The 13373-nt window shown below is 66.7% G+C and carries 12 protein-coding genes and 2 tRNA genes; 1 reads left to right on the forward strand and 13 read right to left on the reverse strand.

What is annotated here, in order from left to right:
• Positions 1-6: 6 nt before the first annotated feature.
• Positions 7-1146 carry an ABC transporter permease gene (locus V3B25_RS04240; protein WP_201118672.1) on the reverse strand — a complete coding sequence of 380 codons (1140 nt, stop codon included), beginning with the start codon at positions 1144-1146 and terminating at the stop codon, positions 7-9.
• A complete protein-coding gene (locus V3B25_RS04245; protein WP_329810164.1) occupies positions 1143-2606 on the reverse strand; it encodes an efflux transporter outer membrane subunit in 1464 nt (487 codons plus the stop codon). Before V3B25_RS04245 ends, V3B25_RS04240 begins: the two co-directional genes overlap by 4 nt.
• 190 nt (positions 2607-2796) lie before the next feature.
• Between V3B25_RS04245 and V3B25_RS04250 the strand changes: the two genes are divergently transcribed.
• The gene (locus V3B25_RS04250; protein ID WP_329810166.1) at positions 2797-3144 is read left to right on the forward strand and encodes a hypothetical protein; all 348 of its coding nucleotides are present in this window, start codon (positions 2797-2799) and stop codon (positions 3142-3144) included.
• Positions 3145-3210: 66 nt separating this feature from the next.
• On the opposite strand, the gene V3B25_RS04255 is transcribed toward V3B25_RS04250, so the two are convergent.
• From V3B25_RS04255 to V3B25_RS04305, 11 genes are all read right to left on the reverse strand, one after another.
• Positions 3211-3286: transfer RNA gene (locus V3B25_RS04255), tRNA-Gly, on the reverse strand.
• A 114-nt stretch (positions 3287-3400) separates the two neighbouring features.
• Positions 3401-4507 carry an NAD(P)/FAD-dependent oxidoreductase gene (locus V3B25_RS04260; protein ID WP_329810167.1) on the reverse strand — a complete coding sequence of 369 codons (1107 nt, stop codon included), beginning with the start codon at positions 4505-4507 and terminating at the stop codon, positions 3401-3403.
• Between the two features lie 137 nt (positions 4508-4644).
• Positions 4645-4720, reverse strand: a tRNA-Gly gene (locus tag V3B25_RS04265).
• A 237-nt stretch (positions 4721-4957) separates the two neighbouring features.
• The gene (gene pgsA / locus V3B25_RS04270; RefSeq protein ID WP_012510614.1) at positions 4958-5584 is read right to left on the reverse strand and encodes a CDP-diacylglycerol--glycerol-3-phosphate 3-phosphatidyltransferase; all 627 of its coding nucleotides are present in this window, start codon (positions 5582-5584) and stop codon (positions 4958-4960) included.
• A gap of 18 nt (positions 5585-5602) precedes the next feature.
• Positions 5603-7447 carry an excinuclease ABC subunit UvrC gene (uvrC, locus tag V3B25_RS04275; RefSeq protein WP_329810168.1) on the reverse strand — a complete coding sequence of 615 codons (1845 nt, stop codon included), beginning with the start codon at positions 7445-7447 and terminating at the stop codon, positions 5603-5605.
• Positions 7444-8856 carry a hypothetical protein gene (locus V3B25_RS04280; protein WP_329810170.1) on the reverse strand — a complete coding sequence of 471 codons (1413 nt, stop codon included), beginning with the start codon at positions 8854-8856 and terminating at the stop codon, positions 7444-7446. The genes uvrC and V3B25_RS04280 overlap by 4 nt, the downstream gene beginning before the upstream one ends.
• On the reverse strand, positions 8853-9341 hold the full coding sequence (locus V3B25_RS04285) for a low molecular weight protein-tyrosine-phosphatase (RefSeq protein WP_329810172.1): 489 nt from the start codon (positions 9339-9341) through the stop codon (positions 8853-8855). The genes V3B25_RS04280 and V3B25_RS04285 overlap by 4 nt, the downstream gene beginning before the upstream one ends.
• Positions 9338-10111, reverse strand: coding sequence for a 3-deoxy-manno-octulosonate cytidylyltransferase (gene kdsB, locus V3B25_RS04290; RefSeq protein WP_329810173.1), 774 nt, complete (start codon positions 10109-10111; stop codon positions 9338-9340). The genes V3B25_RS04285 and kdsB overlap by 4 nt, the downstream gene beginning before the upstream one ends.
• Before the next feature lie 74 nt (positions 10112-10185).
• Positions 10186-11205, reverse strand: a complete 1020-nt coding sequence (gene lpxK / locus V3B25_RS04295; protein WP_049462675.1) for a tetraacyldisaccharide 4'-kinase — start codon at positions 11203-11205, stop codon at positions 10186-10188.
• The gene (gene msbA, locus V3B25_RS04300) at positions 11205-12953 is read right to left on the reverse strand and encodes a lipid A export permease/ATP-binding protein MsbA (protein WP_032128904.1); all 1749 of its coding nucleotides are present in this window, start codon (positions 12951-12953) and stop codon (positions 11205-11207) included. Before msbA ends, lpxK begins: the two co-directional genes overlap by 1 nt.
• Positions 12950-13372 carry a biopolymer transporter ExbD gene (locus V3B25_RS04305; protein WP_032128903.1) on the reverse strand — a complete coding sequence of 141 codons (423 nt, stop codon included), beginning with the start codon at positions 13370-13372 and terminating at the stop codon, positions 12950-12952. Before V3B25_RS04305 ends, msbA begins: the two co-directional genes overlap by 4 nt.
• Position 13373 lies beyond the last annotated feature (1 nt).

The following is a 13373-nucleotide window of genomic DNA, read 5'->3' on the forward strand; positions in this document are numbered from 1 at the left end:
CGGTCCTCAACGCAGCAGCAACGATGGATCGGAGCGGACGACACTGCGTACCGCCATGATGCTCGACAGCATGGCCATCACCGCGACCAGCGCCACGCAACCGATGATCACCATCGGTGTCAGCTGCACCGGCACGCGCTGGGTCTGTGCGATCAACAGCACGACGGTACTGAACGCCGCCGCCAGCAACATGCCCACGCCGCCGATCAACAGTGCCTGCTCGAACACCACCCGCGCCAGCGCATAGCGCCCGGCACCGAGTGCATTGAGCGTGGCGTACTCGCGCACCGAACCGGCCACCACCGAAGCAAACGACTGGTTGGTGATCACCGCGCCGACAAAGCAGACGATGACGGCCATGAACAACACTGCGATGCCGGCACCGGTATCGAACAGCCAGTATTGCTGCGAGCGGCTGGCGAACTCCGGTGCCGTCCAGAACTCGACCGGCGTGGCCTGCCCCATCGACGTGGCCAGGCGGTCACGCACGTCGTTTGCCAGGTCCGGCGAGCGCAGACCTGCCACGAAATAGGTGCTGCCCTCATGTGGGTCGGTACCGGCGATGGCGCGCGCGGTATCCAGCGAGGCCAGCACGTTGACGCCACCGAGGCCACGCAGGCCCGGTTGTGCCGCGACCACGCGCACCGCCTTGCCATTGATCCACGCACGGTTGTTCTGCAGGTCCACGCTCAGCGTATCCAGATCGGCGCTATCGACGATCACCGCACCGGGTTCGCGCAGCTGCGCGCGCAGGTCGGCGGGCAGGATGCGCGCGAACATCATCGCGTCGCCTTGGGTGGAGATGCCGGACAGATACACAGACACGTTACCGGTACCCTGCGCGCTGGAGCGCCATTCGCCATCGACCCACTCGTAGGGTTCGACGCGGGTGACATCCGGATCCATGCGCAGGTGGCTTTCCACATCCGCACTGATTGCATGGCCGTAGTTCACGCTCTGGGTGCCAGGGAAACCGGCCCAGATATCGGCGGAGGATGCCTTCACGTAGATCGCGGCGGTACCGAAGATACCCAGCACCAGCGCCGCCTGCACGATCAGCAGCACGCCAGCGAAGCACATCGCCAGCACTACCGGCAGGAACCGGCGCCACTCATAGGCCAGGGTCTTGCGGGCCAGCGCGATCATTGCTGTTCGCCCTCACCCTCAGCCGGCAGCGGTGCACCGCCAAGCGCGCGGTACAGCGAAGCAAACGCGAGCACGCGTGCGCCCTGCGCACCGATCAGATCAGCCTGCGAGGCGAGCGCGGCACGCTGCGTATCCAGTCCATCGAACTCGCTGGACAGGCCCAGCTGCACCTGCCGTGCCTGGCGCTTGACCTGCTGGCCGGCGGCATCATTGGCCGCACGCAGCGACTGGATGCTGCTGTCCTGGCGCGCCAGGCTGCCCAGCGCGCCCTCCACTTCGCTCACGCCTTCCAGTACCGCCTTGCGGTAACCGAGCAGTGCAGCATCCAGCTGCTTTTCATCGGCATTGAAGCGCGCACGACGCTGGCCCCAATCCCACAGCGGGATATCGACGTACGGGCCGATCGACGGACTGGAATCGGAGTTGGAGCGGGCGTTCTGGGTGAGGTTGTAGGCGTACAGGATCGAGCCACCAAGACTGACTCGCGGATACATCGCGGCACGTGCGGAGCCCTTGCTCGCCGCGGCCTGCATCACTTCAGATTCGGCCAGCAGAATCTGCGGGCGGTGGCGCAGCAGATCGGCCGGTACCTGCTGCAGCGAGAACGTGCCCAGCTTCGGCGGCGAGCGATAGGCGCGCCAAGCCGGATCCGGGCCATCACGGCCCAGCAACAATGCCAGCGCACGGGCGGCGTTGTCGGCGTTTTCCCGGGCTTGTGCGATGGCGGCGTGGGTGGCGGCCTGGCGTGCACGCAGGCGATCAAGTTCGCCAGGCTCATCCAGGCGCAGGCGCTGGCGGACCAGGGCCAGGTGCTCGCCGCGGTCATCCACCGATTGCTGGCGGGCCAGCAGGTCCTGCTGGGCCTGTGCAACGGTCAGGTCCAGATAGCTGCGCACCACGTCGGCAATCACCGCCACCTGCGCGGCATTGCGCAGCGCCTCGGCATTGCCGGCCGAAGCCTGCGCGCTCAGCTGCGCGCTCTCTGCGGCGCCGAACAGGCCCAGGTCCCAGATCGCTTCGATGCCGGCATGGAAGTAGGTATCGACGGCGGCGGCGTCCTGCACCTGCTTGGCGCTGGCCGAGATTTCCGGCAGGAAACGCGAGTCGGAAGTGCCTGCGACGATCCGAACGGCCTGCAGGCGCAGCGTAGCCTGCTGCAGGTCCAGGTTGCCGGCGATGGCCTGGTCGACCAGGCCATCCAGTGCCGGGTCGGACAGCACTTTCCACCACTGTCTGGCATCCACTGCCACGCCCTGGCCCTGCGGCACCTGGGTCCAGGTGCTGGGCGTGCGGTCAGGCAGGTCCGGAACAGGCACCGACATGCAACCGGCCAGGGCCAGGCTTGCCAACAACGCACCAGGGCGCAGCACTGCATGCAGGGAGAGTCGGTGCCCGGCCTTGGGCACTGCCACTGAAGTGATACGCCTGACCACCAGCCCGCCAACGTGTAGAAGGAGCATGAAGGCTACCGTGCGATTGTGGAGCGAACATGGAGAAATCGTCCGAAAAAGGTCACAGCACGCGTGCGGTTCAGGCAATGCCGCCTCAGCCTTTCACCACGCTTTCAGTGCGTTCTCAACACGGAACACTGGACGGCTTTCACAGCGTATTGCACATTGCGGCATTGTCTTGCTTCGATGCTGCCCGACAGTGAAACGTCCCCGCCGCTGGATGCTGATTGGCTCGATCACGACAGCGACTGTCGGTGTGATCGTGCTCGTCCTGACCACCCCACTGGTCTCGAACGCCACGCTGCTACTGATGGAGCGCAGCAACTTCATTCCCGCCGAATCCTCGATCTTCACGTCCGAGCCGTATGCCATCAACCAGGGCTCGTCGAACTACTGGTTGTACGGGAAGGACCGGACCTACTACTACCACTTCACCTACGAAGATGACGCTCCCTACGTCTACATCCCGCAGGACAACCGCTGCCCCGGTTTCGACCGGCAGGATGCCCGGACCTGGTGCAGCGTCCTGCCCGGCAAGGCACGCTAGCGCGGCAGTGGTGCAACCGGTGTGACAAACGAAAAACGCCCCCTTTCGGGAGCGTTTTCTTGAATCTGGAGCGGGAAACGAGACTCGAACTCGCGACCTCAACCTTGGCAAGGTTGCGCTCTACCAACTGAGCTATTCCCGCAGATTCCGTTCGACCTGCGTCGAAGGAGCGCTATTGTGTCGATATTGCTGCACGGCGTCAACAGGAATTTTCGCGTGCATTGTGGGGCGGCGTTCAGGCCCTTGGGCCCTGGCCTCAGGTCCGCAGACCACGGCGATGGAAGTAGACCTGCTCAGCGATGCGCCGCGTGGCCGCCGTACGCAGCAGCGCATCGAACGGCCAGTCGGCCTGCAGATGATCCATCGCCCAGCGCAGCAGGCGCTTGCAATGGAATGCCGGCGCCACCTGCCGCGCCATCCGTTCCGCTTCCCGCCCTTGCCCGCGCAGGTGGCGGGCAATCGCCTCGCCGACCGCCCAGCCGTGCCGCCACGAGGAATGGATGCCCCCGGCGGACAATGGCGAGACGATGCCCGCCGCGTCGCCGGTCAGGATCAGCCGTTGGCCAGTGATCGGCCCATCTGGCCGGCCGCAAGGCACCAGCCCTGCGCGGGTGGCCGAGGGACGCGCCGAAGGCGGAATGCCGACCACATCGCGCACGTGCTCAAGAAAGCCATCGATATCAGGCGGCCGCACCTGGTTCGGGTCATGGCGCAGCGCCAAGCCGACCTGCAGCCCGGTCGGGTTCTGTGCGACCCAGCCGATGTAACCCGGTGCAAAGCGCTTGCTGACGAAGCAATGGAGTGCGTCGCCCTGCGGCAACTGAAGGCCGGCGAACTCACGTTCGACGCCGTAGAGGTTGTCACGCACCTGGCCGAGCCCGGCGCGTTGTGCCACGCGTGAGCGTGCGCCATCAGCGCCAACCAGATAGGCGCATCGCCCTGCCCCTTCCACCTGCCAGCCGTCACCACTGCGATGGGCGTCGGTGAAAGACTGCTGCAAGCGCAGGTCGACACCATTCGCGCGCAGCTCGCTGACCAGCCAGCGCATCAGGTTCGGCGTATCGGTAGTGAGGAAGTAGTAGCCCGGCGCAGTCAACAACACGCTGCGCAGGTTCGGCGCATACAGACGCACATTGGCGACGCGTTGCACCAGGTGTTCGGGCATGCGCCCCAGCCAGGTCTGCTCCATCGCTTCCTTCACCACGATGCCGGTGGTGTGCAGGCGTTCGCCGGGGTCGGCCTTGCGTTCGAGCACGCAGACGCGCAAGCCATACTGGGCGGCAGCCAACGCGCAGGCGGTACCGGCGAAACTGGCGCCGACGATGACCACGTCGTGGTCGTAGGCGGAGGATTGATGAGGCATCGCGGCGTCACCCTTGGAACGAAGGATGCAGCATCCAACCTTCATGTGGTGGGGCGATGGGGCGACGGTGAAGTGGCAATGAAGCGCGTTGGACGCAAACGAAAAACGCCCCCTTGCGGGAGCGTTTTTCTTGAATCTGGAGCGGGAAACGAGACTCGAACTCGCGACCTCAACCTTGGCAAGGTTGCGCTCTACCAACTGAGCTATTCCCGCTTGGGAGGCGAAATTTTACCTATTCCAAGAATGGCGTCAAGCGCTTTTTCTCAGGGTCTGCGTGGCACCTTGCATTGCGTATCCACGCATGGCATGGATCTACTATGGCATCCCCGCAAACCGATGGATCCGCATCATCTGTGGATGCGGCATTTACAGTTTATCCACGCCATGCGTGGATAAACGCACCGATGGGGTCAGAGCCCATTCCTGAGGAAAGGGATCCGACCCCGGGGCTCAGTTACCCAGCTTCTTCTGCCGCGCACGCTCGCGCGCCGCGCGCTCGTCATCACGCAGGCTCGGCCAGGCGGCGTGCAGGTACTGCAGGCCCGACCACAGGGTCAGCACCGCGGCGATCGCCAGGGTCCAGTCGCCGATGTGGAACACCGGCCAGCCCATCCAGATGTCTTCCACCGGCACGTTCGGTGCCACCGAATACAGCAGGCAGAGCAGCGCGACCATCTGCGCCGTGGTCTTGACCTTGCCGATCATCGCCACGCGCACCTTGGCGCGCTGACCCAGCTCGGCCATCCATTCGCGCAGCGCCGACACCGCGATCTCACGACCAACGATCACCGCCGCCCAGAACGCCATCCACGGCGTCGGGTGACCCTGCACGATCAGGAACAGCGCCACCGCCACCATCAGCTTGTCCGCGACCGGGTCAAGGAAGGCGCCGAAGGCCGATTCCAGCTGGTAACGGCGTGCGATCCAGCCATCGAGCCAGTCGGTGATCGCGGCCAGGCCGAAGATCGCCGCCGAAGCGAAGTTGGTCCAGGTGTAGGGCAGGTAGAACACCAGCACCAGCACCGGGATCATCACGATCCGCAACAAGGTCAGCCAGGTGGGCAGGGTCAACTTCATGCTTGCGTGCTTCTCTCTCTACTCGGCCGGATCAGGCGTGGCCAACCCGTGCAGGTTAGCGTAGATACGTGCCGCGAGGGCGTCATTGATGCCTTCCACCTTGGCGATTTCCGCTTCACCAGCGGCTTTCAGGCCGACCAGGCCGCCGAAATGCTTGAGCAGGCTGGCGCGGCGGCGCGGCCCGATACCAGGGATGTCCTCCAGCTTGCTGGTCATCCGCGCCTTCTGGCGGCGGCCGCGGTGGCCGGTGATGGCGAAGCGGTGCGCCTCATCGCGCACCTGCTGGATGAACTGCAGCGCCGGATTGGCCGCGCCCGGGCGCAGCTCGCGGCCATCGGGCATCACCAGCGCTTCGTGGCCGGCGCGGCGTTCCACGCCCTTGGCCACGCCCACCAGCAGCACGCCTTCCACGCCCAGGTCGGCCAGCGCGGCCTGGGCCTGGGCCAACTGGCCGGCGCCGCCGTCGATCAGCAGCACGTCCGGCAGCACGCCCTGCTCTTCCACTGCACGGCGGAAGCGGCGGTCGATGGCCTGGCGCATGGCGGCGTAGTCGTCGCCCGGCTCGATGCCGCCGATGTTGAAGCGGCGGTACTGCGCGCGCACCGGACCGGCGGCGTCGAACACCACGCATGAGGCCACGGTGGCCTCACCCATGGTATGGCTGATATCGAAACATTCAACACGCTTGACCGGCTCGGCCAGGCCCAGCATGTCGCGCAATGCATCGCTGCGCGCGTGCTGCGCGTTGCGGCTGTTGAGTTCGGTCGCCAGGGTCAGCTGCGCGTTGCGGCTGGCCAGTTCCACATAGCCGGCGCGTTCGCCGCGCACGTTCCACTTCAGCTGCACCTTGCGCTCGGCCGAGGCTGACAGCGCGGCGACCAGCAGGTCGGCATCGGGAATCTCGCGGTCCAGCAGGATCTCGCGCGGCGGCTCGAATTCGATGTAGTACTGCGAGACGAACGCGGCCAGCACTTCCTCCGGGCTTTCTTCACCGTTGGTGCGTGGGAAGAACGGGCGGGTACCGAGGTTGCGGCCATCGCGGAAGGCCAGCAGCAGCACGCAGGCCTGCGAACCCTGCATGGCCACCGCCAGCACGTCCAGATCCGCGGCACGGCCATCCACGTACTGGCGGGTCTGCATGCTGCGCAGCGAGGAGATCAGGTCGCGCAGGCGCGCGGCCTGCTCGAACTCCAGTGCCTCGCTGGCGGCCTGCATCTGCTCGCCCAGTTCGCGGGTCAACTCGTCGCTCTTGCCTTCCAGGAACAGTGCGGCGCGACGCACCGATTCGGCGTAGTCCGGCGCCGGCACCAGCTCCACGCAGGGCGCGCTGCAGCGGCCGATCTGGTACTGCAGGCACGGCCGCGAGCGGTTGCGGAACACGCTGTCCTCGCAGCTGCGCAGCTTGAACAGCTTGTGCATCAGGTTCAGCGTTTCGCGCACGGCGGTAACGCCGGGATACGGCCCGAAGTAGCGGCCGGGAATGGCGCGCGGACCGCGATGCAGCGCGATGCGCGGCCAGTCCTCTCGGGTCAGCAGCACGTGCGGATAGGTCTTGTCGTCGCGCAACGAGACGTTGTAACGCGGCGACAGTGATTTGATCAGCTGGTTTTCCAGCAGCAGCGCCTCGGCTTCCGAGCGCGTCACGGTCACGTCCATGCGCGTGATCTGCGAGATCATCGACATGATCCGCGCGTTCTTCGGGCTGCCGTTGAAATAGCTGCCGACACGGTTGCGCAGCGCGCGCGCCTTGCCCACGTACAGCAACGTGTCGTCGGCGGCGTACATGCGGTACACGCCAGGGGCGGTACTGAGCTGGGCCGCGAAGGCCTTGCCGTCGAAGGCCGGGGCGGGAACGTCTGTCATTCGCTGATCGGGACTTCGCTGAGCACGCCGCTATCCGGGTCGAATCGCAGCACGGCATGGGCGTCGGTCTCGGCGATCCACACCGCACCGGCGCCTACCGCCAACCCCGCCGGGCCATGCAGGCGTCGTGGCAACGGCTGGGTGGTCAGTTCGCCACCGCCCAGGCGCAGCGTGCGCAGGCGGCCGTTGCCGGTATCGGCAATCCACAACAGCGGCGCATCCGGGCTGAGCGCGATCGCCTGTGGGAACTGCAGGCTGGCGTCCGAACGCGGACCGTCTTCGCTACCGAAGCGCCACGGCCCCTGCCCGACCAGGGTCTGCACCAGATCGCCGCGCAACTGCAGCGCGCGGATCGAGGAACCCAGCGCATCGGCCACGTACAGCACCTGCTGCACCACGGCCAACGCGGTGGGTTGGGCGAAGGCGGCCAGATGCCCGCTGCCATCGCGCTCGTCGATGGAACCACTGCCCGCGCGCCATTGCAGGCTGCGCTGGCCCAGGTGGTAGCTCCAGATGCGGTTGTCGCCGGCCATGGCGATCTGCAGCTGATTGTCGGCAATGGCCAGGCCGACAGGATGGTCCAGCGCAACCTGCCGCGCCTGCGCGACCGGGCCTTCCACCGGCGCACCGGGACGGCCGTTGCCGCACAGCGTGTCGACGATGCCGGTCAGCAGGTTGATGCGGCGCACCGCGTGGTTGCCGGTGTCGGCGACGTACAGCGAATCGCGCTCCAGCACCAGCGACTGCGGGCGGTGGAACGCGGCTTCGGCGAGGTTGCCGTCCATGAAATCGGCGGTGCCCAGCCCGAACTGGCGAAGGATGCGGCCACCATGGCTGCATTCGAGGATGCGGTGATGGCCGCTGTCGGCGATGTACAGGCGTTCGGTGCTGACCGCCAGGCCAAGCGGGAAGCGCAGCGCGTGGCGCGGCTCCGGATGCAGCTCGCTGCCACCGCGCGGCGGCGCCGATGGCGCGCCCTCGCACAGCGCGTTCAAGGCTCGCTCCAGTTCGCCGGGGGCGCCCTGCCCGACCAACCGTTGTTGCTCGCGCCCCTGCGCATCCAGCAGCACCAGGGTCGGCCAGGCGGTGATGCCGAAGCGGCGCCAGCCATCCCAGTCGGCATCGAGCAGGACCGGCATCGTCAGCCCCTGGCGACGCAGCAGCTTCAGTGCGGCACCGGCGTCGCGTTCGAAATCGAAGCGCGGCACCTGCAGCACCAGCGGCTGCAGCTTGCCAGGGTGGCGCGACAGCCATTGGCCGAACTCGGCCAGGCGTTGCGCGCTCCAGGCGGAGGCGGCGTTGACAAACAACAGCGCCACCGGCCGACCGCGCAATTCGGTCAGGGTGCAGGGGGTGGCGTTGAGCCAGGTGGCGAACTCGGGCAGGTCCGGGACGGGCTGGACGTTCATGGCCCGATTATGCCGGAGTCGGCGTCATGCAACAGTCGTGCCACGGCACGTTTTGCAGCATCGTCGACCAATGTCCAGACCTGTTCGAAATGCTCACTGCCGCCGGTGTACGGGTCCGGGATCGCACCCCTGCCCTGCCCGCCGGACCACGGCAGGTACAGCGCCAGGCGTTCGCGCTGGGCGGGTGTGGCCAAGCGACCGGCATCCCGCAGATTGGCCTCATCGGCACACAGGATCCAGTCAAAACGGTCGAAATCCGCGACCTGCAGCTGGCGCGCGCGCAGGCCGCCGATGTCCACGCCATGCCCGGCCGCGCAGGCGATCGCACGGCGGTCCGGTAGCTCGCCCACATGCCAGTCGCCCGTGCCGGCCGAATCCACCTGCACCCGACCAGCCAGCGGCGAAGCGTCCAGGCGGGCACGCAGCGCACCTTCGGCCATCGGCGAACGGCAGATGTTGCCGAGGCAGACGACCAGCAGCTTCATCGGGCAGCCAGCGTCTGCAGCAATGCTTCAGCGCGTTCCAGGTCCTCGGGCGTGTCGATGCCCGGCGGGAACGGTTCGGGCGAGATCGCCACGCTGATCGGGAAACCCGCTTCCAGCACGCGCAGCTGTTCCAGCGATTCGATCTGCTCCAGCTGGCCCGGCGGCAACGCCGCGAACTGCTGCAGGAAACCGGCGCGATAGCCGTAGATGCCGATGTGGCGCAGCCAGTTGTGACCGGCCGGCAGCGTGTCACGGCTGCGTGCAAAGCCATCGCGGTGCCAGGCGATCGGGGCGCGGCTGAAGTACATCGCCTCGTTGCGCACGTTGCGCACGAGCTTCACCACGTTCGGGTCGAACAGGGTATGCGCGTCTTCGACGGTCGTGGCGAGGGTCGACATCGGCGCATTGCCTTCAACCAGTGCCTGGGCCACCGCGCGGATACCCGCAGCCGGCGCGAACGGCTCGTCGCCCTGCAGGTTGACCACGACAGTGTCATCAGCCCAGCCGGCGATGCGCGCGCACTCGGCCAGGCGGTCGGTACCGGAGGCATGCGAGGTGGCGGTCATCGCCACCTTCACTTCGGCCAGCCCGGACAGTGCGTCGGCAATGCGTTGATCGTCGGTAGCGACCCAGACCTCGCCGGCACCGGCCTGCAGCGCGCGACGCGCCACGTGCAGCACCAGCGGCTCACCGCCCAGCGGGCGCAGCGGCTTGCCCGGCAGCCGCGAGGCGGCATAGCGGGCCGGGATGGCGACGACGAATTCGGTCATGGGGCGGTACTCGGCAGGCTCGTTACAACGGGAATGCGGCCGGCGGCACATGAATGCAAGCGCCGCCGCGCCACTCAGTTCGGTCGCAGCTTGTCCAGGCGGTCGGTCAGCGCCACCCAGAATGCGGCAGGCAGCTCGGCGCGCAGCGGGACCGCGTAGTACCAGTCATTGCCGAACGCGCGGCATTTCACCGCGTCCTTTTCAGTCATCAGCACCGGCAGCTGGCTGCCAAAGGACAGGTCCTGCGGCTGATAGGCCTGATGGTCAGCGAAGGCGTGCGGCACGACGCCGATGCCACGCGCGCGCAGCATGTCGAAGAAGCGCTGCGGGTGGGCGATGCCGGCCACGGCGTGCACGCGCTGCCCCTTGAAATACGACAGCGGACGGGCACGGCCACCGGCCAGCGGTTGTGCGCTGTCGATGTGCAGGGCCATCGGCCACTGGCCGAAGCCGCAGGCCTGTGCTGCAGTCTCCTCATCGGCCTGGCCGAGGTTGACCACACGGAAGTCGCATTCGCTGGCACGGCTGACCGGCTCACGCAGCGGCCCGGCCGGAATCATCCGGCCATTGCCGTAGCGGCGCTGCGCATCGACCACTTCAATCTCGATGTCGCGCGCCAGCCGGTAGTGCTGCAGGCCGTCGTCGCAGACGATCACATCGCAGCCGGCCTCGATCAGCGCCTTGCCGGCTGCAACACGATCACTGTCCACGCGCACCGGCACGCCGGTCTTCCAGGCAATCAGCACCGGCTCGTCACCGCCCTTGGCGGTCGGCGTATCGGCCTTTACCCACAGCGGCTTGTCGGCATCTTCGCGGCCGTAGCCACGACTGGCCACGCCCGGCTTCCAACCGGCGGCACGCAGGCGCTCCACCAGCGCGATGGTCAGCGGCGTCTTGCCAGTTCCACCGGCGGTGATGTTGCCAACCACGATGACCGGCACCGGCAGCGTGTAGCGCTTGCGCCAGCCACGCCGATAGGCGCGCCGGCGCAGCGCGGTGACGCCGGCATACAGCGGCGCCAGCAGGCGCATCGCCCACGGAACCGGGGTGCCGTCGTACCAGTACGGCGGGGTCTGGGTACCCTTGCCGGCCATCAGTCCTGCCTTTCGCGGAACTGCATGCTGTGCAGATGCTGGTACAGGCCACCCATGGTGAGCAGCTCCTTGTGGGTACCGCGCTCGACGATGCGACCGTGATCCATCACCAGCACCTGGTCTGCATGCTCGATGGTCGACAGGCGATGCGCGATGACCAGCGTGGTGCGCTCGGGCATCAATCGCTGCAGCGCGTCCTGCACCAGGCGCTCCGATTCGTTGTCCAGCGCTGCGGTGGCTTCATCGAGGATCAGGATCGGCGCGTCGCGCAGGATCGCACGCGCGATCGCCAGGCGCTGGCGCTGGCCACCGGACAGCAGCGCGCCGTTCTCGCCCACCGGGGTCTGCAGCTGCTGCGGCATGCGTGCGATGAACTCCCAGGCATTCGCGGCTTCAGCTGCCGCTCGGATCTGTTCATCCGTCGCGTCCATGCCATAGGCGATGTTGGCGCCGATGGTGTCGTCGAACAACATGACCTTCTGCCCGACCATCGCCACCTGGCGACGCAGGTCGGCCAGCGGATAGTCGTCCAGTGCCACCCCGTCGAGGGTGATGCGCCCGCCGCTGGGTTCGTAGAAGCGCGGCACCAGCCGGATCAGGCTGGTCTTGCCGCTGCCGGATCGACCAACGATGGCGGTGACCGTACCCGGCTTGGCCACGAAGCTGATGTCGTCCAGGGCGATGCCACTGTCTTCGCGGTAACGCAGCATGACGTGCTCGAAGGCCAGTTCGCCACGCACGCGCTGCACCGTGTTGCGGCCTTCGTCGCGCTCGACCGGCATGTCGAGGATGTCAAACAGGCGCTCGGCGGCGGACACACCGCGGGAGATCGAGGACTGCACGCTGGTCAGGCGGCGCAGCGACGGGATGATCGCCGTCATCGAGATCATCAGGCCCATGAACTGGCCGGCATTGAGGCGCCCTGCCAGTGCTTCGCGGGTCGACACCCAGACGATCACCGCCAGCGCCAGCGCGGCCAGGAACTGGACCACGCTGGAGGCACCGGCACGGGTGATTTCCACCTTCATGTTCAGCGCCAGCATGCGGTTGGCCAGGCGCGAGTAGCGCGACATCTCATGCTGCTGGGTGCCGTGCACCTTCACTTCCTGCTGGGCCGCCAGTGACTGCTCGGCGGTCTGCGCCATCGTGCCCATGCCGTCCTGGATACCGCGGCTGATACGCCGGTAGCGCTTGCCCACGTAAGACACGATCACGCCGATCATCGGCACCACCACCAGCATGGCCACGGTCACCTTGACACTCATCTGCAGCATCACCGCCAGCATGGCGATGATGGTCAGGGTGTCGGCAACCACGGTCTTGAGCGCATCGGCGCTGGCCTGGGTGACCTGCTCGGTATCGAAGTTGAGGCGGCTGACCATCACCGGCGTCGATTCGGTATCGAAATGCGAGGACGGCAGGTGCAGGTACTTGGCCAGCACCTGTTCACGCAGGTCGCGCACCACGCTGCGACCGGTCTTGGCCAGCGCGTAGTCGCTCACCCAGGTGGCGGCGCTGCGCATCAGGAACAGGCCAAGGATGGTCAGCGGCAGGATCACCGCCATTTTCGGTTCGGGATTGACGAAGCCACGGTTGACCAGCGGCTCCATCAGCTTGGTGAAGTGGTAGCCGGCTACCGACTCCACCGCCATGGCGATGACGGCGGCGACCATCATGCCCCAGTAGGCACGGGTGTATCCCAGCAGACGTTTGTAGATCGGCCACACCGGCGCGTGTTTGGAACTCATGGACGCACCTCGGGTGCTGTTGCAATGGCAATACGGCGGAAGCCGAGCTGACCCAGCGCATCCTGCGCGGTCACCACGGCCTGATAGGGCGTGCGGGCATCGGCACGCAACAGCACCGGCTGGGTACGGTCGCTGCCGGCAACGGCCGCGATGGTCTGCTTGACCGACTCGACGTCGCTGCGCAGCACTTCCTGGTCATTGATGAAGTAGCGGCCTTCGGCGTTGATCAGCACGCTCAACGAGCGCGGCGGCTCATTGCTGGGCTGCTGGCTGGCCGTAGGCAGCTCCACCTGGAGTGTCGAGCGCGCATCGAAGGTGGTGGTGACCACGAAGAAGATGATCAGCACCAGGATGACGTCGATCAGCGGCACCAGGTCGATATGCGGCTCATCCTGGGATCGGTCGTTGCCGATACGCATC

Origin of the sequence: Stenotrophomonas sp. SMYL8 (genome assembly GCF_036320065.1) — a bacterium.
Taxonomy (GTDB): Bacteria; Pseudomonadota; Gammaproteobacteria; order Xanthomonadales; family Xanthomonadaceae; genus Stenotrophomonas; species Stenotrophomonas maltophilia_A.

What these genes read in the sequence shown, in the direction of transcription:
- V3B25_RS04260 (WP_329810167.1), bottom strand. Translation starts at nt 4,507, where the DNA reads ATGCCTCATCAATCCTCCGCCTACGACCACGACGTGGTCATCGTCGGC.
- V3B25_RS04240 (WP_201118672.1), bottom strand. Translation starts at nt 1,146, where the DNA reads ATGATCGCGCTGGCCCGCAAGACCCTGGCCTATGAGTGGCGCCGGTTC.
- uvrC (WP_329810168.1), bottom strand. Translation starts at nt 7,447, where the DNA reads ATGACAGACGTTCCCGCCCCGGCCTTCGACGGCAAGGCCTTCGCGGCC.
- lpxK (WP_049462675.1), bottom strand. Translation starts at nt 11,205, where the DNA reads ATGGCCGGCAAGGGTACCCAGACCCCGCCGTACTGGTACGACGGCACC.
- V3B25_RS04245 (WP_329810164.1), bottom strand. Translation starts at nt 2,606, where the DNA reads ATGCTCCTTCTACACGTTGGCGGGCTGGTGGTCAGGCGTATCACTTCA.
- pgsA (WP_012510614.1), bottom strand. Translation starts at nt 5,584, where the DNA reads ATGAAGTTGACCCTGCCCACCTGGCTGACCTTGTTGCGGATCGTGATG.
- V3B25_RS04280 (WP_329810170.1), bottom strand. Translation starts at nt 8,856, where the DNA reads ATGAACGTCCAGCCCGTCCCGGACCTGCCCGAGTTCGCCACCTGGCTC.
- V3B25_RS04285 (WP_329810172.1), bottom strand. Translation starts at nt 9,341, where the DNA reads ATGAAGCTGCTGGTCGTCTGCCTCGGCAACATCTGCCGTTCGCCGATG.
- V3B25_RS04305 (WP_032128903.1), bottom strand. Translation starts at nt 13,372, where the DNA reads ATGCGTATCGGCAACGACCGATCCCAGGATGAGCCGCATATCGACCTG.
- kdsB (WP_329810173.1), bottom strand. Translation starts at nt 10,111, where the DNA reads ATGACCGAATTCGTCGTCGCCATCCCGGCCCGCTATGCCGCCTCGCGG.
- msbA (WP_032128904.1), bottom strand. Translation starts at nt 12,953, where the DNA reads ATGAGTTCCAAACACGCGCCGGTGTGGCCGATCTACAAACGTCTGCTG.